The following is a 25778-nucleotide window of genomic DNA, read 5'->3' as shown; positions in this document are numbered from 1 at the left end:
CGCTGGAGTGAGCCCTGCGGCAACGGCGCGGAACGGGTTGCGCAGCTTCACACAAATGTGACTTGACAGATCGATGTTATCGACCACATTCTTGTGTCGTAAAGATGTTTCCGACAACATTGACGAGATCGCCAAGGTTTGACACGACCTGATCGAATCGCCCGAACTACAACGGAGTAGCACCGATGACATCCCGTACCCCCGTCCAGCCGATGAGCGGTCTGCTCTTCGGCGTCGCGTATTACGCCGAGTACCACCGTGGCGAGCGGACGGAGATCGACCTCGACCTGATGGTGGAGGCGGGCATCAACGTCATCCGCGTCGGCGAGTCGGTCTGGTCCACGTGGGAGCCGCGCGACGGCGAGTTCGACCTCGAGTGGCTGGAGCCGGTGCTCGACGGCGCTCATCGGCGTGGCATCCGGGTGATCCTCGGGACGCCGACCTACGCCGTGCCGCCCTGGCTGCAGGTCGCGCACCCGGAGATCGCGGCCGAGCGCCGCACCGGCGAGCCGATCCCGTGGGGGGCACGCCAGGAAGTCGACTACTCGCACCCCGTGTTCCGCCAGTACGCCGAGCGCATCATCCGGGCCGTCGTCGGTCGGTACGCCGGCCATCCCGCCGTCATCGGCTTCCAAGTGGACAACGAGCCCGGACTCGAGATCTTCCACAACGACCACGTGTTCGAGGAGTTCGTGAACCGGCTGCGGACGGAATACGGCGACGTCGAGACGCTCAACCGCGAATGGGGCCTCACCTACTGGTCGCACCGCCTCAGCGACTGGAGCGAGCTCTGGCGACCGGACGGGAACACGTTCCCCCAGTACGACCTCGCGTGGCGCCGCTACCAGGCACAGCTGACGACCGAGTTCATCGCGTGGCAGGCCGACCTCGTGCGGGAGTACCGCCGACCCGGGCAGTTCGTCACGACCTGCCTGCAGTACGGCCGCCCCGCGCTCGACGACGAGCGGCTCGCCCGGGACCTCGACGTCATCGCGGGAAACCCCTATTACGGCATGCAGGACCACCTCGACGCATCGCGCGAGCTCCCGCAGCTCAGCCACTGGACGACGACCGGCGTTCCCGGCCTCTTCCGGCAGGCCGATCGCATGTACGCCTCGAAGCAGGGGCGGTACCTCGTCACCGAGACCAACGCGCAGTCCATCGGCACCCCCGACACGAACTTCCCCCCGTACCCCGGCCAGCTCAAGCAGGCGGCGTTCACGTTCATCTCGCGCGGCGCCGCGATGATCGAGTACTGGCACTGGCACACCCTCCCGTACGGCTTCGAGACCTACTGGGGAGGCGTGCTCCCGCACAGCCTCGTCCCCGGTCGGGTCTACCGCGAGGTTTCGGAGCTCGGCGCCGAATTGGCGAAGCTGGGTGACGTACTCGACGGGTTCGAGCCCGACGCGGACGTCGCGATCCTCTGGTCCAACCCGAGCCGGTTCGCGCTGCAGTTCATGCCGCCGCTGCGCCTCGACGGCGAGCCGGACGTACAGTCGTACGAGCGGATCGTGGACTCATTCCATCGGGGGACGATCGAGTCGGGGCGGCAGTCGCGGCTCCTGCACCTCGACCAGGCCGTCGACCTCGGCGCGGCCGAGCTGGCGCGGCAGTTCCCCGTGCTCATCGCGGCGGGGGCCTACGTGACCTCCGACGCAGAGCTCGAGCTGCTCCGCGACTACGTCTCGAGCGGTGGTCACCTCGTGCTCGGCCCGAGGACCGCGTATGCGGACGAGGAAGCGCGTGCACGCGTTGACGTCGCCCCGCCGCGCCTCGCGGATCTCGCGGGCGCCCGCTACGAGGAGTACTCCAACCTCGATCACCCGGTCGCGGTGGTCGCCGAGCCGGATGGCCCCGCAGTCGACGGCGCCTCGGCCCGGCTCTGGATCGACGGACTCATCGCCGACGAGGCCGATGTGCTCGCCCGATACGACCACCCCCGATTCTCGGCCTTCGCGGCCGTGACCAGCCACGCCGTCGGCGACGGACGCGTCACCGTCGTCGGCTGCGTGCCCGACCCCGAACTGGCCCGCGGCATCGTCCGCTGGGCGACGGACCGGCCCGGGCACGCCGACGCACTCGCGGGGGAGGTCCAGCTGCCGATCACGGTGGCATCCGGATCGCTCCCCGAGGGTCGGCGCGCCTGGTTCGTCTTCAACTGGGGATGGGAGCCGCGAACCATCACGCTCGCGGTCACCGTCACCGAGCCCGCCACCGGAGCCGAACTGGCGGCGGGAACCGATGTCTCACTGGACGCCTGGTCGGCGCGGACCTTCATCCGGTGAGCACCAAGGGATCGTGCGATCCTCCAACCACAGAAAGAGTCAATGATGAAGAAGGCACGTAAGACAGCACTGGCGCTGGTCACCGGCGCTGCCACCGTCGGTCTCGTGTTGACCGGCTGCGCACCCAGCGGAGGCGGTGACGGTGGGACGACCAGCGACGCCATCACCGATGAGCAGCGCGAGGAGGCCCTCAACACGCCGACCGACCTCACGTTCTGGACCTGGGTCCCGGACATCGAGAACGAGGTGGCGCTGTTCGAGGAGCAGTACCCCGCGATCAACGTCACGGTCGAGAACGTCGGCCAGGGCCTCGAGCACTATCAGAAGCTCCGCAGCGCGCTCGAGGCCGGCGAGGGGGCACCGGATGTCGCACAGGTCGAGTACCAGTACATCCCGTCGTTCGTCCTGACCGAGTCCCTGCTCGACCTCACCCCCTACGGTGCTGACGACATCGCCGACGACTACGTCGGCTGGGCGTGGAACCAGGTGTCGCCGAACGAGGAGGTGTGGGCGGTTCCGCAGGACGTCGGCCCGATGGGCAACCTGTACCGAGAGGACATCCTGAGCGAGGCCGGCATCACCGAGGCACCCGAGACCTGGGACGACTACGCCGCGGCGGCCAAGGCCGTCAAGGACGAGACCGGTTCCTACATCTCGAACCTCGGCGCCACGCAGGCCGGTCAGATGATCGGCTTCATGTGGCAGGCCGGCGTGCAGCCGTTCACCTACGACGGCGCCGAGACGGTCGGCATCGACGTGAACAACGACACGGCGAAGGAGGTCGCGAACTACTGGACCGAACTGATCCAGCAGGACCTGATCTCCGTCGACACGGACTTCTCCGACCAGTGGTACCAGGGCCTCGCGAACGGCAAGTACGCCGGCTGGCTGACTGCAGCCTGGGGGCCGATCTTCCTCCAGGGCACTGCTGAGAGCACCTCTGGCCTCTGGCGGGCGGCCCCGCTCCCGCAGTGGAGCGCGGGCGAGCAGGTCTCGGGCAACTGGGGCGGATCGTCCGACGCGGTCCTCGCGACCAGCGAGAACCCGATCGCCGCGTACGAGCTCGCGAAGTTCATCAACCACGACGAGGAGTCGGCGATGAAGCTCGCGACCGAGCAGTTCCTCTACCCGCCGCAGCTCTCGGTGCTCGAGAACCCGGACTTCATCGACCAGGAGTCGGAGTTCTACGGCGGCCAGCAGGTGAACAAGCTGTTCGCCGACATCTCCGAGACGGTCGACACCGACTTCCAGTGGGTGCCGTTCATGGAGTACGTCTACTCCACCTACGAGGAGACGATCGGTTCGGTCGTCGCGGAGAAGGGCGACATCGCAGCCGCGCTCGACGAGTGGCAGGATCAGCTCGTCAGCTACGCGGAAGGCCAGGGCTTCACGGTCGAGTGAGCCCGCGGGGCGCCCGTCGACCCCCACGACGGGCGCCCCGACCCACCCCGCCGGCGGGAACCGCCGGTCCGATCACAGCGAAGTGAGGACCATCGTGTCGCAGTCACCGGCGCTCGCCGCCGAGCGCCACCCAACAGCTCCAGCTCGACGAGGCAACGCGAACAAGCGCAGGCAGAACCGCGCGGCCTACCTGTTCATCCTCCCGTTCTTCCTCGTCTTCCTCACGATGCTCGTCATCCCGCTCATGTACGCCGGCTACCTGAGCCTCTTCGAGAGCAAGCTGATCGGCGGCGAGCAGTTCGCGTGGTTCGCCAACTACATCCGCGCCATCCAGGACTCCGCGTTCATCGGAAGCCTCCTGCGCATGGGCCTGTTCTTCATCGTCCAGGTCCCGATCATGCTCGGCCTCGCACTCCTCTTCGCGCTCGCGCTCGACAGCGGCCGCGCGCGCGGCGCGAAGGGCGTCCGACTGCTCGTGTTCATGCCGTACGCCGTGCCCGCGGTCGTCGCCACCCTGATGTGGGGCTACCTGTACGGGCCGGACTTCGGACCCCTCGCCCAGGTCGCGCGTGCGGTCGGCTGGGGAACGCCCGACTTCCTGTCCGCAGGGAACATCCTCGGCTCGATGATGAACATCGTCACCTGGGAGTTCGTCGGCTACAACATGATCATCATGTACGCCGCCCTCCGGGCGATTCCGAGCGACCTGTACGAGGCGGCCGAGATCGACGGTGCCGGACAGTTCCGGATCGCGTGGAGCATCAAGATCCCCGCGATCCGCCCGGCGATCATCCTCACCGTGATCTTCTCGATCATCGGAACGTTCCAGCTGTTCGCCGAGCCCAGCCTGCTCAACGCGATCGCACCCGACGCGATCACCCGGTCGTTCACCCCGAACTACTACGCCTACAACCTCGCCTTCCAGAACCGCGAACTGAACTACGCCGCCTCGATCGCGTTCCTCCTCGGAATCGTGATCGCCGTGCTGTCCTACGCGTTCCAGCTGGCAACCGAGCGACGCGAACGACGGGCACTGACCGAGACGGAGACCCCCTCATGACCTCCCTCGAGACCCGCGCCGCGGTCACCGTCGGCGCCCCGAAGCGAGCCCGCCGTGCCAAGGCCTTCGACCCGGAGAAGCGTCGGAGCTCGCTGCTCACGGTGCTGCTCTGGCTGGGCGTCGCGTACTTCATCCTGCCGCTCTGGTGGCTCCTCGTCTCGTCGACGAAGGACAACCAGGCGCTGTTCACGACGTTCGGGCTCTGGTTCGGCGGCGACTTCTCGTTCTTCGAGAACCTGCAGACCCTGTTCACGGTTCGCGGCGGGATCTTCACCCGCTGGCTCCTGAATACCGTCCTGTACGCCGGTGCTGCGGCGGTCGGCGCGACGCTGCTGTCGGCCATGGCGGGCTACGCGTTCGCGAAGTACGACTTCCCCGGCAGGAAGGCACTGTTCAGCGCGACGCTCGGTGCGATCATGATCCCCCTGACCGCGCTCGCGCTGCCGACCTACCTGTTGTTCTCGCAGGCAGGACTGACCAACACCCCGTGGGCGATCATCATCCCCTCGCTGGTGAGCCCGTTCGGCGTCTACCTGATGCGGGTGTACTCGGCCGACGCGATCCCCGACGAGCTCATCGAGGCGGCCCGCGTCGACGGCGCGGGGGAGTTCCGCATCTTCTGGCAGGTCGGGTTGCGACTGCTCGGCCCGGCGCTCGTGACCGTCTTCCTGTTCGCCCTCGTGGGGACCTGGAACAACTACTTCCTGCCCCTGATCATGCTCAACAGCTCGGATCTCTACCCGATCACGGTCGGCCTCGCCCAGCTGCAGGCCGCCGCGAACGCCGGAGGCGGATCTCAGGCGCTGTTCTCCACCGTGATCACCGGCTCGTTCATCTCGATCGTGCCGCTGATCATCGCGTTCCTGTTCCTGCAGCGCTACTGGCAGTCCGGGCTCGCCACAGGGAGCGTGAAGGGATGACGCCGCGGGCCCCTCGAACACGACCGGAACCTGCACACGAGGAGACGCGACGATGACGATCTGGTACGGCGGCGACTACAACCCCGAGCAGTGGCCGCGTGATGTCTGGGACAGCGACGTCCAGCTCATGCAGCGCGGCGGCATCAGCCTCGCCACGGTGGCCGTGTTCTCGTGGGCGAGACTCGAACCGCGCCCGGGTGAGTACGACTTCGGATGGCTCGACGACGTGCTCGACACCCTGCACGCCGGCGGTATCCGCGTCGACCTGGCGACGGCCACCGCGTCGCCGCCGCCGTGGCTGGCGAAGCGGCACCCGGAGACGCTTCCCGTCACGGAGGACGGCGTGCGCCTGGCGGTCGGCAGCCGCCAGCAGTACTGCCCGAGCTCACCCGCCTACCGCGAGCACGCGCGGCGGCTGGTCGAGCGGATGGTTCAACGCTACGCCGACCATCCCGCTCTCGAACTGTGGCACGTCAACAACGAGTACGGATGCCACGTGAGCCGGTGCTACTGCGACGTCTCCGCCGCGGCCTTCCGCACCTGGCTCGAAGCGCGATACGGCTCCATCGAGGAGCTGAACCGGGCCTGGGGCACCGCCTTCTGGTCGCAACGGTACGACGCGTTCGACGAGATCGAGCCACCGCGCGCGGCGCCGACCTTCCGCAACCCGACCCAGTTGCTCGACTTCGACCGGTTCTCCAGCGACGAACTGCTCGCCTGCTACGACGCCGAGGTCGAGGTCATCCGCGCCTCGTCGGACGTGCCGATCACCACCAACTTCATGGGCTTCTTCAAGCCGGTCGACTACTGGAAGTGGGCGCCCAGGGTGGACGTCGTCTCGGACGACACCTATCCGGATCCGGCCGATCCGAACTCCGCAGAGTATGCCGCGATGGTCCGCGATCTCATGCGCTCGCTCGGCGGCGGCGCGCCGTGGATACTCATGGAACAGGCGCCGAGTGCGGTGAACTGGCGGGCACGGAACGCGCCGAAGGCGCCCGGCATGATGCGCGCCTGGTCGTACCAAGCGGTCGCGCGCGGTGCGGACGGGGTGCTCTTCTTCCAGTGGCGGCAGTCCGAGGCGGGATCCGAGAAGTTCCACTCCGGGATGGTCCCGCACGGCGGCACGGACACCCGCGTGTGGCGCGAGATCGAAGCACTGGGCGCCGAGCTCCAGCGGCTCTCCGGGGATCAGGTCGGCCTCGAGGGCAGCCGCGTGCCGGCCCAGGTCGCCATCGCGATGGACTGGGACAGCTGGTGGGCGATCGAGCAGCCGGCCTCGCCGACCACCGTCTCGTACGTCGAAGTCCTCTTCGCGTGGCACCGTGCGCTCAGCTCGCTCGGCGTGACGGTCGACTTCGTCCGAGCCGAGGCCGACCTGTCGGGTTACCGACTCGTCGTCGCGCCGGCCCACTTCGTGGCCACCGACGCGCAGGTCGAGAACCTCGCCGCCTTCGCGCGATCCGGCGGCACGCTGGTCGCCGGCTTCGGCACGGCGATCACCGACGAGCACCTCCACATCCGCCTCGGCGGGTACCTCGGCGCGCCGCTTCGCGAAGCGCTCGGCATCCGCATCGAGGAATTCGCGCCACCCGCCGCGCCCGACCTGCGAGCGACCGGGGAGGGCGACGCCCCGCCCGTCCCGATCACGGGCGAGGTACTCGGCGGCGATGCGCTCGGCGCGACATGGGCCGAGTTCGTCCGCCTCGACGACGCGGAGGCGATGTCGACGTTCACCGATGGAGCGCTGGCAGGATGGCCCGCGATCACCCGGCGCGCCTCGAGCGGCGGAACCGGATGGTACGTCGCGACGCTGCCCGAGCCCGACGCGCACGCGCGCCTCGCCGGCGCCATCCTCGAGGACGCCGGCATCGCACGCCCCGACCCGGTCGGCACGGGCGGAGCGCTCGAGATCGTCCGTCGCGGCGAGTACGTCGTGATCATCAACCACGGCGGCGACGACGCCGAACTGACCTTGGCGGGGACCGACCTGCTCTCCGGCTCGAACGCCCCCGGGCTCGTCCTCCCTCCGCAGGGCGTCGCGATCGTCGCGACGGACACGGACGGATGACCGGAGTCGGCGAAACCTGGTCGGGGACGCATCGCTTCGGGGCACGCCGCCTCATCGCGGCGCGGTCCGTGCCGGAGGTGCAGGAAGTCCTCCGGAGCCGACCGGGCCCCGTCCGCGCGCTCGGCACAAGGCACTCGTTCAACGAGATCGCCGACTCCGCTGGGACGCTCGTCTCCGTCCTCGACGTCCCGCCGGCGCCGCGCGTGCTCGGCGGCGGTGACCGCGTCTCGGTCGGCGCCGGCATCCGCTACGGGGAGCTCGCGCTCTGGCTCGAGGAGCACGGACTGGCCCTGCACAACATGGGCTCGCTGCCCCACATCTCGGTCGCCGGGGCGATGTCGACCGGCACGCACGGCTCAGGCGACCGGCTCCCGATGCTCGCAGACGCCGTGCGGGCGATCGAGTTCGTGGATGCCGCGGGCGCGCTGCAGCGCGTCGAATCGGACGACTGGCGATTCGGAGGGTTCGTCGTCGGGCTTGGCTCCTACGGCATCGTCACGAGGATCGAACTCGCGGTGCAGCCGTCGTACCGGGTCCGCCAGCGGCTTCACATCGGCCTGGACTGGGGCGTGCTCGCGGAGCGGTTCGACGAGGTCACGGCGAGCGGCACCAGTGTGAGCCTGTTCACGCACTGGGGTTCGCCCTCGGTCGAGAGGGTCCTCGTGAAGCAGCGTACGGACGCCTCGTTCGACGACTCCGTGCTGGCGACCACGCGGGAGGCCGAGCCCGACGAGCGGTTCGATCAGCGGAGCTGGACGCCGCAGGACGGCAGTGAGGGGCCGTGGCTGCTGCGGATGCCGCACTTCCGCCTCGAGGAGACGCCGTCGTTCGGTGAGGAGATCCAGTCCGAGTACTTCGTGGCGCGCACGCGCGCGGCGGCGGCGATCGCGGCGGTGCGAGGACTCGCGGCCGAGATCGACCCCCACCTGATCATCACCGAAGTGCGCACGATCGCCGCGGACGACAGTTGGCTCGGTCCCGCCTCGGGGCGCGACAGCGTCGGGATCCACTTCACCTGGGCCCGGGACGAGGTCGCCGTCCGCGCCCTGCTGCCGCGCATCGAGCAGGTGCTCGCTCCCTTCGACGTCCGCCCGCACTGGGGCAAGTGGCACGCGTTCGACGCCGACCGGATCGCGGCTGCGTACCCGCGCCTTCCGCTCGCGCGCTCGCTCTTCCGGGAACTCGACCCGACCGGCGTGTTCTCGAACGAGTACCTGGAAGCGCTCGGCGTGCGGGATGCGCACGGCGGCCTCGCTCGCCCGGTGTGATCAGCCGGAGGCAGGTGCTCGCGCCGTCGACCGGCGCACGATCAGGTCGGCATGCAAGGCGGGTTCGAGCGCGTGCGCCTCGCCCCTGATCTTGTGAAGCAGTGTCGAGAACGCCGCCCGCCCCTGCGCTGCGAAGTCGACGCGGAGCGTCGTCAGCGGAGGCGAGAAGTACGCCGCCTCAGGGATGTCGTCGACGCCGGCGACGCTGACATCCTCCGGGACCCGCAGACCTCGCTCCGTGAGGGCGAGGATCGCGCCCAGCGCCATCTGGTCGTTCGCTGCGACGATGGCGGTGGCACCGGCGAGGTCGGGAGCAGCCATCACCGCCTCATAGCCCGAGCGCGCCGACCAGTCGCCCTGGAGCACGCCGGCCGACGAGAGCCCGCGGGCGGCGAGCGCGGTCGAGTAGGCGCGCGAACGGTTTCGCGCGGCAGACCATTCCGCCGGCCCGGCGATGTGCAGAAACGTGTGATGTCCGAGACCCACCAGGTGATCGAACAGCGCCGGGAAACCGAACTGGGTCAGTTCGGACGGGTCCGTGCCGCTCGTGTCGTCCGGCTCGGCGCCGAGATAGACCGGCACTCCGAAGTCCGCCGTCGCCAGCGCTTCGGACATCGTGTCGGTCGATGACATGACCAGAACGCCGGCGAGATCGTGGCGACGCAGCATCTCGATGGCTTCGTTCAGCACGTCAGGGCGGGCGAGGTCGACCGTCACGATGTCGAGCACGAAGCCCGCATCCCGAGCCGCGGTCGTCGCCCCCTGCAGGATCTTGCTCGGGCCGAACTGGTCGAGTTCGTGGGTGATCGCACCCACGCGCTGCGAGCGGCCCGAGTTCAGGGCTCGTGCCGCGAGGTTCGGTCGGTAGTCGAGCTCCTTGAGCGCCTTCTCGACGCGTTCCCGGGTGGCGGGCCGGATTCCGGCGAAACCGTTCAGGTACCGCGTCACGGTCTGGTGCGAGACTCCGGCGGCGAGGGCGACGTCGTAGATGGTCGCCGCTCGACCTGCGCGACCGGCCGAGACCCTCCGCAGCGTCGAGCGCGCCACTCGCGGCCCGGTGGTCGCTTCGCCGCCGGGAACCGCCTCCGGCACGCTTCTGGGCTCCTCGATGGCCATCGCTCCTCCGTGCTGTCCTCGTACCCCACGGTACCCGCGCCCGCGGAGGGCCGCGTCACGTCGTGCGACCGGGCCGAGGCTCATTCGTTCGAGCGCGACGATGCTCCGGCGAAACACGCCATGTTTCCGGCAACATTAATACTACGTTGCCCGAACGAGTCGGACTCGAAGGAGAGCTCATGTCATCGAAGACGATGAAACGGTTCCGGGCAGGCGCAGTCGCAGCAGTCGCATCCGCCCTGCTGTTCACGCCGGTCGTCGCCCAGGCGTACACCCCGACCCCGGGTGTGCTGTACCAGCTGCCGAGCGGGACGGACTGCCTGAAGGGCCTCGGCAACTGCGCGATCTATCCCAAGTCGGTCCAGCTTCCGAGCGGCCGCATCGTCGCGTCGTTCGAGCGGTCCATCGTCCCGAGTTCGGGAAGTGCGGACGGCCAGACGCTGCCGATCTACGTCAGTGACGATCACGGCGACAGCTGGCAGTACCTCACCGAGGTCGAGGCGCCCGCCTACGTCTCGAGTGACCCCCAGTACGACCCCTACATCAGCAACTGGACCAACCCCAACCTGTACGTGCTCCCCGAGGACGTCGGGAGCCTCGCCGCCGGCACGCTGCTCCTCGCGAGCGTCGTTTCCGGCGACGACCACTACTACCTCGAGCACACGGCCGCCGATCCGAACTGGGTGCCGAACAACGACGGCGACCGCTCGGACATCGCCATCGCGCTGTACTCCAGCACCGACCAAGGCACGACGTGGGAGCTGGAGAACATCATCGCGAAGGGCGGATGGCAGGGCGGTTCGGCCGGGGCCACCGGCACGAACATCGCCGACGCGAACCAGTACGCGCAGATCGACCCCGTGTGGGAGCCCCACCTGATGGCACGCGACGGCCAGTTGATCGCCTACTACTCCGACGAGAACGACTACGTCGGGATGAATGCCGGCACCGGCGTCCCCACGCTCGACCCGAACAACGCGACGGCTCCCGACTCGGGCGCGCAGATCCTCGCGCACCGGACGTGGGATGGCGCGAGCGCCGCATAGAGCGGACCGATCGTCGACGTCTCAGGCGACACGTTCAACTGGAACGGCGCACAGCAGATCGGCGGGGGTCGGCCCGGCATGGCCTACGTGGCCCCGACGACCGACGGAAAATGGATGCTCACCTTCGAGTACTTCGGGGGCGGAGCAAACGTCCGATTCAAGATGGTCGACGACCCGCTCGCCTTCTACGCCGACGGCGACCCGAACGGCCGGGAGATCAGCCTCGCCAACGGCCAGCAGGGAGATCTCCCGTTCGCGCCAGGATCACGGGGCCTCACGTGGGGCGGTAGCCCCGTGCTCAAGGCTCTGGCGGACGGCAGGCTCGTCTACAACGCGGCAGGCAGCGGCGACATCTGGGTCAATACGTCAGGTGCGAGCGACGGCGTCTGGACGCAATTCCAGACCACGATGCCGGGCGGGTACTCGCGCAACCTCCAGTACGACCAGGCCACCGGGCGGATCGTCATCCTGCAGGCGGCGTGGGAGGGGGCGACGACCCCGTCGACCATTCGCTTCGGCCACGTCGACGTCGGTCGCTCCGCAGGGCCGTACTACAGCGTCGTGAACCGCGCCAGCGGCCAGGTGATCGGCACCGGGGGGAACATCACCGACGCCAACATCGGCAACGGCGACGCCGCGGACGTTCGCCTCGAGGCCTTCGGTGCCACGTCCGTTGCGGACACCCAGTACTGGCACGTCGTCACCAAGGACGACGGTGCCGCCACGCTCCTCAACAAGTCGGGCGGCCGCGCGGCCGCGATCTGGGGCGGCAATGCATACACCGGCGCCTCGATCGGGCAGTGGGTCGACGACGTGGCCGGCGGGCTCTGGAACATCGTGCCGACGACGGGGGACCACGTGCGCTTCCAGTCCACCGCGAACTCGTCGCTCTACCTCACCGGCGGTTCGAACGGGGCACCGCTCAGCCTCGCGACATACGCGGACAACGGCACGCAGGAATGGAAGCTGTACGCGGAAGGCATCACCCCTCCCGCCGACACCACGCCGCCAGTCGTCTCCGCGTCCGTCGAGGGACGAACCCTCACCCTCACGGCCATCGATGACGCCTCCGGCGTGAGTTCGATCCAGTACCGCACCGCGGGCGCCACCAACTGGACCAAGTACACCGCGCCGGTGAAGTTCAACGGCAGGAAGAGCGTCGACGTCCAGTACCGGGCGACCGACGGGGCAGGGAACGTGTCGGCGGTGGCGACCATCACCATTCCATAGCCCACGTTCGCCGTGGCGGAAACGGTCGGGGGCCCGGTAATCCGGGCCCGCTGACCCGCGCTGAGCCGACCTCGCAGGCAGAAGCAACGAACTGTCGAGAGAAGGGTATGTTTCCGGCAACATTCCTGCTAGCGTGGCCCGCACCGTCACTGGGGACGACTCGAACAGCCGTGGTTCCCGGGCAAGCACACATCACTCGTCGAAGGAGAACTCATGTCGTCGTGGAAGACGAAGGGGATCGCGGCCGGGGCCGTCGCATCCTTGCTCCTGATCGCCCCACTCGCACCAGCCCAGGCCTACGACCCCGAAGGCGGCATCGTGTACGAGGTCGGCGACCAGGACTGCCTCAAGGGACTCGGCAACTGCGCCGTCTACCCCAAGTCGGCCCAGCTCCCGAGCGGAAGGCTGGTCGCCGCCTTCGAGCGGTCCACCGTCGTCGAGTACGAGGACGACACCACTGGTGCGATCGGCCAGACCATGCCGATCTACGCGAGCGACGACCTCGGGTCCAGCTGGCAGCCCCTTTCGGAAGTGCAGGCGCCGGCGTTCCTCTCCGACGACCCCGAGTTCGATCCGTACACCAGCAACTGGACGAACCCGTACCTGTACGTGCTCCCCGAGGACGTCGGCGATCTCGAGGCCGGAACGCTGCTGCTCGCCACGGTCGTGTCCGGCGAGGACGAGTTCTATCGCGAACAGAAGGCCGCCGACCCGGAGTGGGTGCCCACCAACGACGGCGACCGCCGCGACATGGCCATCGCGCTCTTCGCCAGCACCGACCAGGCCGAGAGCTGGGACGTGGTCGACATCATCGCGACCGGTGGATGGCAGGGTGGCAGCGCCGGCAACATCGGCTCGGCCATCGCCGAGGCCAACGAGCACGCGCAGATCGATCCGCTCTGGGAACCGCACCTGCACGTCCACGACGGTCTCCTCGTCACGTACTACTCCGACGAGAACGACTACGTCGGCTACGACCCGGTGACCGGCGTACCCGAGCTGACGCCCGACAACGAGACCGGTCCCGACTCCGGCCGTCAGATCCTGGTCCACCGGACATGGGACGGCGAGGGGGAGTGGAGCGAACCCGTGGTGGACGTGGCCGGCGAGACGGTCGACTTCAACGGCTCGCCCCAGATCGGGCACGGTCGACCCGGCATGACGAATATCGTGCCCACGACCGACGGGCTCTACATGCTCACCTACGAGTACTTCGGGTCCGAGACCTGGGGCTGGCCGGCAGAGGCGAACGTACGCTTCGAACTCTCGGCGGATCCGCTCGACTTCTTCTCCGATGGTGACGACACCGGGGAGCAGATCAGCCGCTGGAACGAGGACATGGCGGAGGGCCTGCCCTTCTACCCCGGCGCCCAAGGACTCTCGTGGGGCGGCAGCCCGGTCGTGATCGCGCTGCCCGACGGCCGCCTGGTGTACAACGCCGCCGGCAATGGCGACGTCTGGGTCAACGAGTCCGGCGCGAGCGACGGCCTCTGGCAGCAGTACAACACCACGATGGGCTCCGGCTACAGCCGCAACCTCCAGTACGTCGAGGGCACCGGCCGCATCGTCATCCTCCAGGGCACCTGGGGCGGCCCCTTCACCGGGGCGGTCATCCGCTACGGCGAGGTCGACCTCGGGCACTCGCAAGATGACTACTACCAGGTCGTCAACCGTGCCACCGGGAAGGTGCTCGGCACCGGCGGCAATATCAGCGACGCCGAGTTCGACTTCCCGAAGTGGGTGCCCGACATCCAGCTCGAAGACCAGTGCTCCGAACGTGAGGACACGCAGAACTGGCATGTCATCGACGAGGGCGACGGGACGGTCGAACTCCTCAACCGTTCCGGTGGTCGCTCCGTGGCGATGTGGGGCGGAGGCGCGTACGACGGACAGGACATCGCCCAGTGGGTCGACGAGAACGACGGCGGCCGCTGGACCATCCAGGACGCCGACGACGGCCATGTACGGTTCCTCGCGACCGGCAGCGATGACCTGTACCTGACCGGCACGGCCGACGGCGACGTGGCCTTGCGTCTCGGTGCGGATGACGGCACCCAGGAATGGATGATCGTCCCGGTCGCCCCGACGATCACCGTCAAGGACGAAGCCAAGTGGACCGTCGGCGAGGACGGCGTGTATCGCAAGGCGTCGTACGTGATCGAGACGCCCGCCTGCGAACTCACGAGCATCCTGCTCAACGGGGTCGAACAGGGGCCCGCGACGGGTACGTCGTTCGATCTCGACCAGCTGACGCCCGACTACCCGGGGGTCGTGCGCGGCGTCAACGTCATCGAGGCGACCAACTCGCTCGGTGACACCACGGTGCTCGAATTCTCGATCGGCAAGAAGGAGAAGTAAGACGTCCACTTGCGCCTCACGGTCAGCAGCATCGCCGACCCGGGACTGTGCTTGGCCGCGCCCGAGTCGGAATGGGACATCGCGCTCAGCCTGCGAAGCGACCCCCAGCATCACGCAGTTGACCTGTGGATAGCCATCCACGAGAAGGCGACGCCTCGGCCCGATGGGGCCGAGGCGTCGCTCGTTGGGCGGGGAATCCGTGGGGCCACTGCGTCGTCATGTGAGCTGCTGACCGGTTGCCGGCCCGACGGTGGAGTGCTCACCAGAGCAGGTACACGCCCGACGCGAAGGTCAGCACCAGTACGACGCGCTCGAACCACACCTGCGAGATGCGGCGGGCCGCCATCCGGCCGCCGAGGGCGCCCAGCACGAGCGCCGGCACGAGCAGCAGGTTCAGCAGCAGCGACTCCGGGGTGATGAGCCCGAGGCCCACCGAGAACGGCACCTTCATCGTGTTGACGATGAGGAAGAACCAGGCCGCGGTGCCGAGGATCGCCTGCACCGGCAGGCGGGAGGCCACGAAGTAGAGCGTCATCACCGGGCCGGCGGCGTTCGCGATCATGGTCGTGAACCCGCCGAGCGGGCCGAACAGCCACGAGAGCGCGCGGGGGACCGGACGTGGCTCCCGCCCGGCCGCGGCGTCGGCACGACGTCGGAGCATCAGCACGACGCTGAGCACGGCCAGGGCGAGCAGCGTCGCGCCGATGATCCGGCGCACGACGACGTCGTTCGCCGCCCAGAGGACGACGACGCCCACCAGGATGCCGACGAGCACCGACGGCAGGAGGCGGCGGAGGACCTTCCAGTCGGCGTGGGCGTGGTACATCCGCACCGCGATGAGGTCGCCGACGAGCAGGAGCCCGAGGACGGCGCCGGTCGAGGCCTTCGCCGGGAGGACCGACGCGAAGAGCGCGGCCGGGATCGGGCCGAGCGCGGGCATGCCGCTCTTGGCCGCGCCGACCGCGAAGGCGGCCAGCGCGAGGAGCAGCCAATCGGGCCCGGTGAACGTCGGCATCGCGGTCCATCGTGCCCGACCGACGCTCCCCGGGCCGAGCCGTCAGGGCGCCGGGACGAGGATGTCGCGGACGAGCGCGTCGAGCGCGGCATCCGCCTCGAGGAACTGGCGGAGCGTCCGCCGGGTCGCACCGAAGTCGGCGAACTCGTCGACCGTCATGCCGTCGGGCTCGTACGCGCGCCGGAACTCGGGGACCTTCTCGAGCAGCACCTCGATGATGCGCGAGTCGACGGGTCGATCGATGCGGTGCTCGACGGGGATCGCATTGTCGTTGATGAGTTGCTGCCAGGCGAACGGCGGCGAGACGACGAGGTCGCCGCCGAGGAGCTCCGACCACTGCATGTGGTTGCGGAACGCGGCCGAGAGCACGCGCGAGCGGTACCCGCGCTCGATGAACAGCTCGTAGGCGCGCTTGAGAGCCGCGACACCGGCCCATTCCAGGTACCCGGGGTCGATGAGTACGCGATTGCGCTCCACCCAGGCCTTGAGCCAGTCGTCGAGGCGTCCGCCCATGATCGTGACGACTGACCCGAACTCGTGGTCGGGGAGGCCGGCGGCGGTTCGACGGTCGAGCCCGCGTTCGATCGCCTCGGCGACCGCGAGGGCCTGCGGGACGGTGAATGACACGGTCGCGTTGATGCTGACGCCGCGGAACGTCGCCTCCTCGATCGCGAGGATGCCGGTGGCCGTCGCCGGGATCTTCACGATGATGTTCTCGGCGAGGCGCGAGAAACGCACCGCCTGCTCGACGAGCGCATCGGCGTCGCGGTGCAGGCGCGGGTCGGTCTGGATCGACAGGCGGCCGTTGCGGCCGCCGCTGCGTCGGAACTCGGGCTCGAGGAGGCGCGCCGCTTCGATCGAGAGCTCCTCGACGACCATCCACCCCAACTCGGACTCGCCTGCGGTGGGGTGCTCCTCCGCGAGCTGCGAGATGCGCGGGCCCCAGGTCGCGAGGTCGTTGCGGATGGCGGCGAGCGCGATGACCGGATTGCAGGTGGCGCCCACGGCGCCGAACCCGATCGAGCGGGAGAGCTCCTCCGGGTCGGCCGAGTCGTTCCAGAGGCTCGTCGGGGTCGTCTCAGCAGCGACCCGCAGGGGGAGCGTGGCGGCGTCGATGGTGGGTGCGTCGGTCATGGGTCCTCCGTGGTCTGAGCGGAGCGGTCGACGCGTGCGCGTCGATGCGCCTCGGGATCGAGGGTAGGCAATATGTCAGGACAATACAACCTAAATCTTTCCAATGGCACGAATCTGCGCGACGCGCGACCTGACATTGTCTGAGAATGGAAAGGGCTGTTATTGTCTTGACAACATGTCGCGCAGGGTCGCGACGTCGCGATGTCGCGACCGGCGCGACAGGAGAGGCACTCATGGCGGAACCGAATCAGTCGCTCCCGGTCGACCTGTTCATCGATCTCGACCGGTCCGGGCCCGTGCCGCTGTACTTCCAGATCTCCAGCCGCATCGAGCAGGCGATCCACGACGGCACGCTCCCGCCCGGCTCCCGCCTCGAGAACGAGGTCGCGCTCGGCAATCGACTCGGGCTGTCCCGGCCGACCATCCGCCGCGCCATCCAAGAGCTCGTCGACAAGGGCCTGCTCGTGCGTCGACGCGGCATCGGCACGCAGGTCGTGCACGGCAAGGTCAGCCGCGGCGTCGAGCTCACGAGTCTCTACGAGGACCTGGAGCGTTCGGGCCAGAAGCCCGACACGCGCGTGCTGTCGACCGAGATCGGTGAAGCCGATGAGCGGATGGCCGAGGAGCTCGGCGTCGAGGTCGGCAGCCCGGTGCTCCATATCAAGCGACTCCGCTCGGCCGGCGGAGTGCCGATCGCGATCCTCGACAACGTGCTGCCCTCGGACTTCACCGACATCGACCTCGGTGACCTTTCGAAGCACGGCCTCTACCAGTTGCTCCGCGCGCGGGGCGTGACGATGCGGGTCGCGAAGCAGCGCATCGGCGCGCGCGACGCGACCGCGCACGAGGCGGGACTCCTCGACATCCCGAAGGGCAGCGCCGTGCTCACGATGTCGCGCACCGCGTTCGACAACTCGGGCCGCGCAGTGGAGTGGGGCCAGCACTGCTACCGGCCCGATCTCTACTCGTTCGAGATGACGCTCGTCGAGCGGTAGCGCGGGCCGGCATCCGTCGAGGTCACCCTCGGCCGAGGTGAGCCTGGGCGGTCAGGCATCCCCGAGCGCGGCATCCGCAGCGGTGAGCACCGCGGCCGCCACCTCGAGACCCTCGATCCGGCCGAGCGAGACGTCCTCGTGCTCGATGTTGACCCACATGTCCGGGTCGATCTCGCGGAGCGCCCGGAGGAACTCGGTCCAGTATTCGGTGTCGTGGCCGCGCCCGAGCGCCACGAAGTCCCACGCTGAGTCCGTCGGCCACTCGTTCACCCACTCGTCGCCGCCGAGGTTGACGCGATCTTCGTCCGGTGACAGCCGGCGGAAACGGTTGTCGAGCACGCCGTGCAGGGCCGCGTACTCGTGGTTGACGCGCACGTCCTTCGCCGCCGCGTGCACGACGAGCGTGCCGAGTTCGCGCGCGACCGCGACCGGATCCATCTGCTGCCAGAACAGGTGCGAGGCGTCGAGCTCGACCCCGACGTTCGTCGCGCCCGTGCGCTCGATGAGCTCCCGGATCGTCGCGGTGTTGAAGACGAGGTTCTGCGGGTGCAGCTCGAGCGCGACCTTCACGTCATGGTCGCGCGCGAGCGCGTCCATGTCGCGCCAGAACGGGGTCGCGACGCCCCACTGGTACTCGAGTACGTCGAGCGCCGCGGAGTTCCAGGCGTTCACGATCCAGTTGGGTCGCGTGCCGCCGGACTCGCCCGCGGGCAGGCCCGACATCGTCACGACCCGATGCTGGCCGAGACGTTCGGCGAGGCGAATGCTCCGGCGCACGTCCTCCGCGTGACGCTCGCCGATCTCCGGCCGAGGGTGCAGCGGGTTGCCGTTGCAGTTCAGCCCGGCGATCTCGACGCCGGTGCCCTCGAACAGGGCGAGGAAGTCGTCGCGCGCGGCATCCGAGACGAGGATCTCGTCGAACGTCGGGACGTGCGCGGCGGGGAGGAACCCGCCGGTGTTCAGCTCGATACCGGTCAGTCCGAGGTCGGCGACCACGCGGATCGCGTCGGGCAGCGGGCGGTCGTGCAGGATCGCGTCGTAGACACCGAGTCGCATGGCGTCGGCTCCTCTCCGTCCGCCAGCGCGGACACCTCATTGTCCTGACAAGAATACATAACGACCACCATGTTCACATCATCGGCGCGGGTGGTGAAACGGAGGACGCGCATTCATTCGTGAAAATGTCAGGACATACTATTGACCTCTGCGTGAGTCATCCTTACGATTGCGGACACACAGCCCGGACCTCATCGGAGAGGCCGGCCCCATGAAGGGACACAACGAAGTGATTGCAACCCGATTCCGCCCGCTCGCAGCCGTCGTCGCGCTCGCGGGTGCCGGCGCCCTGGCTCTGACCGGTTGTACGGCCGGCAGCAACGCATCGTCGGAGACCGGCGGCCTGGAGGACGGCTTCGGCTCGCGCTCCGAGAACCGCGACGCCTACTTCTTCACCTACTACAACCCCGCGAGCGACGTGTTCTGGGCGCAGATCCTGAACGGCGCCGAGGACGCGGCCGAGCTCGGCGGCCTGGACCTGACGCACCAGACCGCGGAGGGCGACCCCGACAAGATGGTCGACCTCGTGTCGACCGCAATCGCCACGAGCCCCTCGATCATCTTCATGCCCTTCAACGAGGGTGAGAAGTGGGTGAGCGTCGCGTGCGACGCGGCCGACGCCGGCATCGAGGTCATCGCCTACAACGTGCCCGCGCCCGAGAGCGCCGCCGACTGCGTGTCGGCGTTCGTCGGCCAGGACTTCTTCGAGGTCGGCACCCTCGTCGGGGCGCGCCTGCTCGAGGAGGTCGACCTGCAGGCCGGCGACAAGGTCCTGTTCCCGGCCGAGGAGCCCGAGCAGAACTACGCGATCCAGCGCGGCGGCGGCGTCCAGGAGGCGCTCGACGAGGTCGGCGCCGAGGGCGAGTACCTCCGCACCTCCGGTGCCGACGAGGAGGCGCTCAACTCCCTCACGGCGTGGCTGACCGCGAACCCCGACGTGAAGGCGATCACCCCGCTCGGCGGCACCCCGCACCGCAACATCGTCGCGGCGATGGAGGCAGCGGGCGTGTCGGTTCCGGTCGTCGGCTTCGACACCTCGCCGCAGGTGATCGACGGCATCAAGAACGGCGACATCATCGCCACGGCCGACCAGCAGGGCTTCATCCAGGGCTACCAGTCGGTGATGCAGGGCGTGCTCTGGCTCGACTTCGGCTTCGCCCCGGCGAACATCAACTCCGGCGGTACCGGCCTCATCGACGAGAGCAACGTCTCGTTCCTCGAGGAGGACGACCTCCAGGGCGTCCGCTTCTAGCCGCTCCCGCCGAGGGGGCGGGCCGCCCGGCCGCCCCCTCGGCTCCCCACCCCACCCGTTCCGCGACGACGCGGACCCACAGAAAGCGTGACTCATGCCTGACATCCACGAGGCGCCGCCCACGGAGCGCGAACAGCACGTGCTCACGGCGCCGGTCAGTACGACCTCTGTCGCCACTCGCTCGCGAACCCTCTCCAACTCGGTGCCGACCACCTTCGGCGAGCGGGTCCGCGACTCGATCCGCTACACCCGCGGTCGCGGTGCGCTCGAGATCGGCATCATCTTCCTGGCCGTCCTCATCGGCTTCATCATCGCGGGGCTCGTCGCACCGAACGACTTCCCGTTCCTCGCCTCGAGCAACCTCTCCGGCGTCATCTCGCAGAGCATCCCGGTTCTCGCCCTGCTCGGCATCGCTGCCGGCGTCCTCATGATCGCGGGTGAGTTCGACCTGAGCCTCGGGGCGAACCTCGGCTTCTCGGCCATCGTCTTCATCCGCGTCGCCGAGGAGATCGGGTGGGGCTGGGGTGTCGCCGCCGCCCTCGGCAGCGGCATCGGGATCGCACTCGTGAACGGCCTCATCGTCGTCGTCACGAAGATCCCCTCGTTCATCGCCACGCTCGGCATGGGCTTCTTCTGGGTCGGCGCGAGCTTCTTCGTCAACGGCACGGCGCCCGCCATCCTGAGCGGCGCCAAGGACGACGTGCTCACCGCGCTCTTCGTCGGCGACTTCGGCGTCTTCCGCATGCAGCTCGTGTGGCTGCTCATCATGGGCGTCGTCGGCTGGCTGTTCCTCCACCGGCACAAGCTCGGCAACCACATCTTCGCGGTCGGCGGCAACGCGCAGGCGGCGAAGGCGATCTCGATCAATCCCGGTCGGGTGAAGCTGCTGGCGTTCGGCATCTTCGGAGGGCTCGTGGCCTTCGCCGCGATCCTCATCGCCGTCCGTACGAACTCGATGCAGCCGGGCTCGACGGTCGACTACACGCTCATGGCGATCGCTGCCGCGGTCGTCGGCGGCACGTCGCTCCTGGGCGGCCGCGGCTCGATCATCGGCATGATCATCGGTGCCGCGCTCATCCGGATCATCGAGAACGGGCTGATCCTCGCCAAGGCGCCGGGCTTCTACATCCAGCTCTTCGTCGGCCTCATCATCGTGGTCGCGGCCATCTTCAACAAGCTCATGGAAGGAAAGGCGTCATGACCGAGGCGACCGCCACCACGGAGGAACTGCTCCGCGTCGAAGGCGTGACCAAGCGATACGGCGCGAACACCGTGCTCGACGACGTGTCGTTCACGATCGGCAAGAACGAGGTCGTCGGCCTCCTCGGCGACAACGGCGCCGGCAAGTCGACGCTCGTCAAGATCATGAGCGGCGTCGTGCCCATGACCCAGGGCGCGTACTTCTGGGAGGGCACGCGCCACGACGGCATCGACCGGCAGAAGACCGAGGAGCTCGGCGTCGAGACGATCTTCCAGGACTCGGCGCTCGTGCCGCAGATGTCGATCACCCGGAACATCTTCATGGGGCGTGAGATCACGAACCCGCTCGGGCTCATGAAGATGCGCGAGATGGACCGGATCACGACCGAGATCCTCGACACGGTCGTCACGATCGAGGGCATCAAGAGTGCGAAGCAGCTCGTCGGTTCGCTCTCCGGAGGGCAGGCGCAGGCAGTCGCGATCGCTCGCGCGGTGCACTTCAAGCGCAGCCTGCTGATCCTGGACGAGCCGACCTCGGCGCTCGCGGTGCGAGCCACGGAGGCGCTGCTCGCCTACCTGCGGCAGCTGAAGGACGAGGGCGTGAGCTCGGTGCTCGTCACCCACAACCTCCACCACGCCTATGAGGTCTGCGACCGGCACATCGTCATGAACCACGGTCGCAAGATCCTCGACGTGCGCCGCGAGGACACGAGCGTCGAGGAGCTCACCGCGGCGGTCGTCGAGGGTGCTGTCGGCGTGGAGCGGTTCCGGGCGGGAACGTTCTGAGCCGCGTTCGACGTCGCTGCGGCGGACGGCCGGGGTCGTGACCCCGGCCGTTTCGTCGTGCAGGTGGCGGCGGGGTAGCGGATTTGCTATATTGTCCTGACAAAGTAGACGATGCCGTCGGAACCCGGCGGTCGACACCTGCGAAGGAGCGCCCATGTCGCATCCGCCCCTCATCACCAACGCCGTGGCGGTCTCGCTGCCACCCCTCGGCAACGGGCCCTACAACCGGCGCATCGGCCTGGTCGCGGTCATCGCGACGTTCGGCGGACTCCTCTTCGGCTACGACACCGGCGTCCTCAACGGCGCACTGTCGTTCATGGTCGACTACTTCGGCCTCACGCCGATCCAGGAGGGCATGATCACCTTCACACTCCTCATCGGAGCCGGGATCGGCGCCTTCTTCGGCGGCCGGATCTCCGACGCGATCGGGCGCCGGACCAACATCATCATCCTCGCCGTGCTCTTCTTCATCGGCGCCGGCGGCTGCGTGATCGCGCCGACCTACGAAGTGCTGCTCGTGTTCCGATTCATCCTCGGGCTCGCCGTCGGCGGGGCATCCGTCACCGTGCCCGTCTACCTCGCCGAGGTCGCGCCGTTCGAGAAGCGCGGCAGCCTGGTCTCCCGCAACGAGCTCATGATCGTCTCGGGCCAGTTCCTCGCCTTCCTCGTCAACGCCATCATCGGCAACCTCTGGGGCGGCAACGAGAACGTCTGGCGCTACATGCTCGCCGTGGCGGTGCTGCCCGCATTCGTCCTCTTCTTCGGCATGCTGCGGATGCCCGAGAGCCCGCGCTGGCTCATCGCCAAGGGGCGCGACGACGAGGCACTCGCCGTGCTCCGCACCGTGCGCTCGGAGGAGCGCGCCGTCGCCGAGATGGAGGAGGTGCGCGAACTCTACGCCGTCGAGAAGGAGGAGCAGTCGGGCACGTGGGCCGACATCCGTTCGCAGCGCTGGATCCGCCGCCTGCTGTTCATCGGCATCGGCATCGCCGCCTACCAGCAGCTCACCGGCATCAACTCGATGATGTACTACGGCACCCAGGTGCTCGAGGAGGCCGGCTTCAGCCGCAACGCGGCGTTGAGCTTCAACGTGCTGAACGGCCTCGCCTCGGTGGGCGCCATGCTCGTCGCCCTCGCGATCATCAACAAGTACAACCGCCGCACGCTCATGCTGTTCGGCTTCGTCGGGACCACCACCGCGCACCTGCTGGTCGGAACCGTGGGCACGGTCCTCCCAGAGGGCAACCCGCTGCGGCCGTGGCTGCTGATGATCTTCATCATCGCGTTCATCGCCATCATGCAGGGCACGATCGGCCCGCTGGCCTGGCTCATGATCGCCGAGATCTTCCCGCTCAAGATGCGCGGGCTCATGATCGGCGTCACCGTACTCGTGCTCTGGGCGACCAACGCGACGATCTCGCTCGTGTTCCCCTCGCTCGTGGAGGCGCTCGGGTTCGGCACGTTCTACCTGTTCGCCGCGGTCGGGCTGCTCGCGCTGCTGTTCGTCGCGACGAGCGTGCCGGAGACCCGCGGCCACACGCTCGAGGAGCTCGAGGAGCACTTCAAGGTCAAGTACGCCACCGACTGACCGGGTACGACGAAGGGGCCGGATGTCGCATCCGGCCCCCTTCGCGTGCGTCGGATTCAGGCCCGGGGGACGACCCATCCGCCCGTGCGGTCGCTCTCGACGGCGGCCTCGAGGATCGCGAGGGTCGCGAGTGCGCCGTCGATCGACACGGGCAGCGGGGCGCCGGTGCGGAGGGCGTCCACCGTGCCGCGGTAGAACGCGCTCCAGTCGCCGCGCTCCCGTGCCACCGTCTCGAGCGTGCCGTCGGGTCGGTGCAGCACGCCCGCCCGGTGCGCGGGCTCGACGCCCCAGGCGTCGTCGTTCGGCGACATTCCGTCGAGCACCTGCTCGGTCTGCACGTCGAGACCCTCGAGGATGAGCGTGCCAGCCGAGCCCGTGAGCCGGAACCGGGGGTACTCGGCCGCCTGCACGCAGTTCGCGGTCACGCGGGTGCGAAGGCCCGACTCGTGTTCGAGGACGAGCAGGAAGCCCGTCTCGAGCGGCAGTCCCGGGGTCCGGTCGATCACCGCGAGAACGCGTGAGACCGGCCCGAAGAGCTCGCGGACCTGGTCCACGAGGTGACTGCCGAGGTCCAGCAGGTAGCCGCCGCCGGTCGAGGTCTCGGCGACCCACGGCTCCCAGCGATCGAGGTTCGACTCGCATGAGCGGATCACGCCGACGAGTCCGTCGGCGACCGCACGCGCGACCGTCAGCGCCTCGGAATCCCAGCGCCGGTTGTGGAACACGGTGAGCGGCACGCCGAGCGCGGCTGCGTGGTCGGCGAGTGAGCGCCCCTCGTCGAAGGTCATGGCGAAGGGCTTGTCGCTGACGACGGCGACGCCGGCGTCGAGCAGCTCCCTGATGACCGGGCCGCGCGACTCCGGCGGGATCGAGACGGTCACGAGGTCGACGCCTGCGGCGACGAGGTCCGCGACGGAGTCGAACGCGGGCGGCGCCGAGACACCGAGATCGCCGGTCAGTTCCGACCGGCGATCCGGTGATCGCGTGACGACGCCCGCGAACTCGACCCCGTCGAGGGCGGCGATGAGCGGGGCGTGGAAGTAGCGGCCGCCGAAGCCGTAGCCGACGAGACCGACCCTCATGCTCGGGCGGAATCGATGAGCTCGCGCAGGCGCGACAGCTGGAACCGCGAGACCTCGTCGGCTGTCTCGTCCTCGGCGAACACGTTCGACACGATGAGGGCGTCGTCGCGATCGAGGTACCCGGTCGACGCCAGCGTGCCGAACAGCTCGGTCCAGTTCACGTCGCCGTCGCCGATGCGCAGGTGCTGGTGCACGCGCGCGGCATTGCCCGGCGGATTCGAGATGTACCGAAGCCCGTGCGAGCGCGTGTGGTCGAACGTGTCGGCGGCGTAGACCGCTCCGAGGCGGTCGCCGAGCTCGGGGAGGAGCGAGGTCGCTCGGTTGCCGTAGTGGAACGTGTGCGACGCGACGTACACGAACCCGACCGCGGCCGAGTTCAGTCCTCGGAGCACGCGCCAGGCCTCGAGGCCGTCCTCGACGAAGTCGTCGGGGTGCGGGTCGATGTTCAGGCGCAGGCCCTCCTGCTCGATGCGGGGCAGGATCACCTCCATCGACCGGTAGAACGCGGCCTCCGAGTCCTCCGACCGCTCGGGGCGCCCGCTGAACTCGGTATTGATCACCGGGATCTCGAGCTCGACGGCGAGGTCGATGACGCGCAGGAAGTTCCGCACCGCGGCCTCGCGCTGCGGCTCGTCGGGCCACGAGATGCGGTGGACGGGCAGGATCGCGGGGATCCGGACGCCGGCATCGGCGGCGCGCTTCTTCAGCGCGGCCACCAGCGCGTCATCCGCCTTCGGATACCGGAAGAACGGCGTGAAGTCGACGTGCGGCGTGAGCTGCATGGCGTCGTACCCGAGCCGCGCGACGACGTCGGGGAAGTCGAGCAGCTCGTGGTCGTGGTGGAACGGGGTCGGGTCCAGGGCGATGGTCGCCATCGGCGTGGTCTCCTCTCGGTTCGGTCGGTACGGGCGG

The 25778-nt window shown here is 68.6% G+C and carries 20 protein-coding genes; 14 read left to right on the top strand and 6 right to left on the bottom strand.

Going from position 1 to position 25778, the window contains the following annotated elements:
• The first annotated feature begins 185 nt into the window (after positions 1 to 185).
• The 6 genes from ABME02_RS17325 to ABME02_RS17300 all read left to right on the top strand — a co-directional run bounded on the left by ABME02_RS17325 (position 186) and on the right by ABME02_RS17300 (position 9008).
• Entirely contained in the window at positions 186 to 2288 is a 2103-nt protein-coding gene (locus ABME02_RS17325) for a beta-galactosidase (protein WP_353816606.1), read from the top strand.
• 45 nt (positions 2289 to 2333) lie between these two features.
• On the top strand, positions 2334 to 3689 hold the full coding sequence (locus ABME02_RS17320; RefSeq protein ID WP_353816605.1) for an ABC transporter substrate-binding protein: 1356 nt from the start codon (positions 2334 to 2336) through the stop codon (positions 3687 to 3689).
• A 94-nt stretch (positions 3690 to 3783) separates the two neighbouring features.
• Positions 3784 to 4749 (top strand): carbohydrate ABC transporter permease, encoded by a 966-nt coding sequence (locus tag ABME02_RS17315; protein WP_324613599.1) that lies wholly within the window; start codon positions 3784 to 3786, stop codon positions 4747 to 4749.
• Entirely contained in the window at positions 4746 to 5669 is a 924-nt protein-coding gene (locus ABME02_RS17310) for a carbohydrate ABC transporter permease (protein ID WP_154347764.1), read from the top strand. The genes ABME02_RS17315 and ABME02_RS17310 overlap by 4 nt, the downstream gene beginning before the upstream one ends.
• Before the next feature lie 52 nt (positions 5670 to 5721).
• A complete protein-coding gene (locus ABME02_RS17305) occupies positions 5722 to 7740 on the top strand; it encodes a beta-galactosidase (RefSeq protein WP_353816604.1) in 2019 nt (672 codons plus the stop codon).
• Positions 7737 to 9008: a D-arabinono-1,4-lactone oxidase gene (locus ABME02_RS17300; protein WP_353816603.1), complete on the top strand. Its 1272-nt coding sequence runs from the start codon at positions 7737 to 7739 to the stop codon at positions 9006 to 9008. Before ABME02_RS17305 ends, ABME02_RS17300 begins: the two co-directional genes overlap by 4 nt.
• Here ABME02_RS17300 and ABME02_RS17295 read toward each other — a convergent pair whose 3' ends face one another.
• The gene (locus ABME02_RS17295) at positions 9009 to 10124 is read right to left on the bottom strand and encodes a LacI family DNA-binding transcriptional regulator (protein ID WP_353816602.1); all 1116 of its coding nucleotides are present in this window, start codon (positions 10122 to 10124) and stop codon (positions 9009 to 9011) included. It lies immediately after the preceding gene.
• 179 nt (positions 10125 to 10303) lie between these two features.
• On the opposite strand from ABME02_RS17295, the gene ABME02_RS17290 reads away from it, so the two are divergent.
• From ABME02_RS17290 to ABME02_RS17280, 3 genes are all read left to right on the top strand, one after another.
• Complete coding sequence (locus tag ABME02_RS17290) at positions 10304 to 11170, top strand: sialidase family protein (RefSeq protein ID WP_353816601.1); 867 nt, start codon at positions 10304 to 10306, stop codon at positions 11168 to 11170.
• Positions 11171 to 11248: 78 nt separating this feature from the next.
• Positions 11249 to 12400 (top strand): RICIN domain-containing protein, encoded by a 1152-nt coding sequence (locus tag ABME02_RS17285; protein WP_353816600.1) that lies wholly within the window; start codon positions 11249 to 11251, stop codon positions 12398 to 12400.
• A gap of 213 nt (positions 12401 to 12613) precedes the next feature.
• The gene (locus tag ABME02_RS17280; RefSeq protein WP_353816599.1) at positions 12614 to 14758 is read left to right on the top strand and encodes an RICIN domain-containing protein; all 2145 of its coding nucleotides are present in this window, start codon (positions 12614 to 12616) and stop codon (positions 14756 to 14758) included.
• A 259-nt stretch (positions 14759 to 15017) separates the two neighbouring features.
• Here the strand turns inward: ABME02_RS17280 and ABME02_RS17275 are convergent, their stop codons facing one another.
• Both ABME02_RS17275 and ABME02_RS17270 read right to left on the bottom strand, forming a co-directional pair.
• Positions 15018 to 15773 carry a TSUP family transporter gene (locus ABME02_RS17275; RefSeq protein WP_353816598.1) on the bottom strand — a complete coding sequence of 252 codons (756 nt, stop codon included), beginning with the start codon at positions 15771 to 15773 and terminating at the stop codon, positions 15018 to 15020.
• Positions 15774 to 15815: 42 nt separating this feature from the next.
• Positions 15816 to 16907, bottom strand: a complete 1092-nt coding sequence (locus ABME02_RS17270; RefSeq protein ID WP_353816597.1) for a transaldolase family protein — start codon at positions 16905 to 16907, stop codon at positions 15816 to 15818.
• A 233-nt stretch (positions 16908 to 17140) separates the two neighbouring features.
• Between ABME02_RS17270 and ABME02_RS17265 the strand changes: the two genes are divergently transcribed.
• Entirely contained in the window at positions 17141 to 17902 is a 762-nt protein-coding gene (locus ABME02_RS17265) for a GntR family transcriptional regulator (RefSeq protein WP_353816596.1), read from the top strand.
• A gap of 51 nt (positions 17903 to 17953) precedes the next feature.
• Here ABME02_RS17265 and ABME02_RS17260 read toward each other — a convergent pair whose 3' ends face one another.
• Complete coding sequence (locus ABME02_RS17260; protein WP_353816595.1) at positions 17954 to 18958, bottom strand: sugar phosphate isomerase/epimerase family protein; 1005 nt, start codon at positions 18956 to 18958, stop codon at positions 17954 to 17956.
• Between the two features lie 229 nt (positions 18959 to 19187).
• Between ABME02_RS17260 and ABME02_RS17255 the strand changes: the two genes are divergently transcribed.
• From ABME02_RS17255 to ABME02_RS17240, 4 genes are all read left to right on the top strand, one after another.
• Positions 19188 to 20210, top strand: coding sequence for a substrate-binding domain-containing protein (locus ABME02_RS17255; protein WP_353816594.1), 1023 nt, complete (start codon positions 19188 to 19190; stop codon positions 20208 to 20210).
• Positions 20211 to 20304: 94 nt separating this feature from the next.
• Positions 20305 to 21411 (top strand): ABC transporter permease, encoded by a 1107-nt coding sequence (locus tag ABME02_RS17250; RefSeq protein ID WP_353816593.1) that lies wholly within the window; start codon positions 20305 to 20307, stop codon positions 21409 to 21411.
• Positions 21408 to 22196 (top strand): ATP-binding cassette domain-containing protein, encoded by a 789-nt coding sequence (locus ABME02_RS17245; protein WP_353816592.1) that lies wholly within the window; start codon positions 21408 to 21410, stop codon positions 22194 to 22196. Before ABME02_RS17250 ends, ABME02_RS17245 begins: the two co-directional genes overlap by 4 nt.
• A 154-nt stretch (positions 22197 to 22350) precedes the next feature.
• Positions 22351 to 23784, top strand: coding sequence for a sugar porter family MFS transporter (locus ABME02_RS17240; protein ID WP_353816591.1), 1434 nt, complete (start codon positions 22351 to 22353; stop codon positions 23782 to 23784).
• A 56-nt stretch (positions 23785 to 23840) separates the two neighbouring features.
• Here the strand turns inward: ABME02_RS17240 and ABME02_RS17235 are convergent, their stop codons facing one another.
• Together ABME02_RS17235 and ABME02_RS17230 are read right to left on the bottom strand one after the other, a co-directional pair.
• On the bottom strand, positions 23841 to 24866 hold the full coding sequence (locus tag ABME02_RS17235) for a Gfo/Idh/MocA family oxidoreductase (RefSeq protein ID WP_353816590.1): 1026 nt from the start codon (positions 24864 to 24866) through the stop codon (positions 23841 to 23843).
• On the bottom strand, positions 24863 to 25741 hold the full coding sequence (locus ABME02_RS17230; protein WP_353816589.1) for a sugar phosphate isomerase/epimerase family protein: 879 nt from the start codon (positions 25739 to 25741) through the stop codon (positions 24863 to 24865). The genes ABME02_RS17235 and ABME02_RS17230 overlap by 4 nt, the downstream gene beginning before the upstream one ends.
• Positions 25742 to 25778: the final 37 nt, after the last annotated feature.

This window comes from Agromyces zhanjiangensis (genome assembly GCF_040496055.1).
Taxonomy (GTDB): Bacteria; Actinomycetota; Actinomycetes; order Actinomycetales; family Microbacteriaceae; genus Agromyces; species Agromyces zhanjiangensis.
The sequence above is the reverse complement of the archived record's forward strand: the minus strand, read 5'-3'. Positions and strand labels throughout refer to the sequence as shown.

What these genes read in the sequence shown, in the direction of transcription:
- ABME02_RS17325 (WP_353816606.1), top strand. Translation starts at nt 186, where the DNA reads ATGACATCCCGTACCCCCGTCCAGCCGATGAGCGGTCTGCTCTTCGGC.
- ABME02_RS17320 (WP_353816605.1), top strand. Translation starts at nt 2,334, where the DNA reads ATGAAGAAGGCACGTAAGACAGCACTGGCGCTGGTCACCGGCGCTGCC.
- ABME02_RS17310 (WP_154347764.1), top strand. Translation starts at nt 4,746, where the DNA reads ATGACCTCCCTCGAGACCCGCGCCGCGGTCACCGTCGGCGCCCCGAAG.
- ABME02_RS17305 (WP_353816604.1), top strand. Translation starts at nt 5,722, where the DNA reads ATGACGATCTGGTACGGCGGCGACTACAACCCCGAGCAGTGGCCGCGT.
- ABME02_RS17300 (WP_353816603.1), top strand. Translation starts at nt 7,737, where the DNA reads ATGACCGGAGTCGGCGAAACCTGGTCGGGGACGCATCGCTTCGGGGCA.
- ABME02_RS17295 (WP_353816602.1), bottom strand. Translation starts at nt 10,124, where the DNA reads ATGGCCATCGAGGAGCCCAGAAGCGTGCCGGAGGCGGTTCCCGGCGGC.
- ABME02_RS17290 (WP_353816601.1), top strand. Translation starts at nt 10,304, where the DNA reads ATGTCATCGAAGACGATGAAACGGTTCCGGGCAGGCGCAGTCGCAGCA.
- ABME02_RS17285 (WP_353816600.1), top strand. Translation starts at nt 11,249, where the DNA reads ATGGCCTACGTGGCCCCGACGACCGACGGAAAATGGATGCTCACCTTC.
- ABME02_RS17280 (WP_353816599.1), top strand. Translation starts at nt 12,614, where the DNA reads ATGTCGTCGTGGAAGACGAAGGGGATCGCGGCCGGGGCCGTCGCATCC.
- ABME02_RS17275 (WP_353816598.1), bottom strand. Translation starts at nt 15,773, where the DNA reads ATGCCGACGTTCACCGGGCCCGATTGGCTGCTCCTCGCGCTGGCCGCC.
- ABME02_RS17270 (WP_353816597.1), bottom strand. Translation starts at nt 16,907, where the DNA reads ATGACCGACGCACCCACCATCGACGCCGCCACGCTCCCCCTGCGGGTC.
- ABME02_RS17265 (WP_353816596.1), top strand. Translation starts at nt 17,141, where the DNA reads ATGGCGGAACCGAATCAGTCGCTCCCGGTCGACCTGTTCATCGATCTC.
- ABME02_RS17260 (WP_353816595.1), bottom strand. Translation starts at nt 18,958, where the DNA reads ATGCGACTCGGTGTCTACGACGCGATCCTGCACGACCGCCCGCTGCCC.
- ABME02_RS17250 (WP_353816593.1), top strand. Translation starts at nt 20,305, where the DNA reads ATGCCTGACATCCACGAGGCGCCGCCCACGGAGCGCGAACAGCACGTG.
- ABME02_RS17245 (WP_353816592.1), top strand. Translation starts at nt 21,408, where the DNA reads ATGACCGAGGCGACCGCCACCACGGAGGAACTGCTCCGCGTCGAAGGC.
- ABME02_RS17240 (WP_353816591.1), top strand. Translation starts at nt 22,351, where the DNA reads ATGTCGCATCCGCCCCTCATCACCAACGCCGTGGCGGTCTCGCTGCCA.
- ABME02_RS17235 (WP_353816590.1), bottom strand. Translation starts at nt 24,866, where the DNA reads ATGAGGGTCGGTCTCGTCGGCTACGGCTTCGGCGGCCGCTACTTCCAC.
- ABME02_RS17230 (WP_353816589.1), bottom strand. Translation starts at nt 25,741, where the DNA reads ATGGCGACCATCGCCCTGGACCCGACCCCGTTCCACCACGACCACGAG.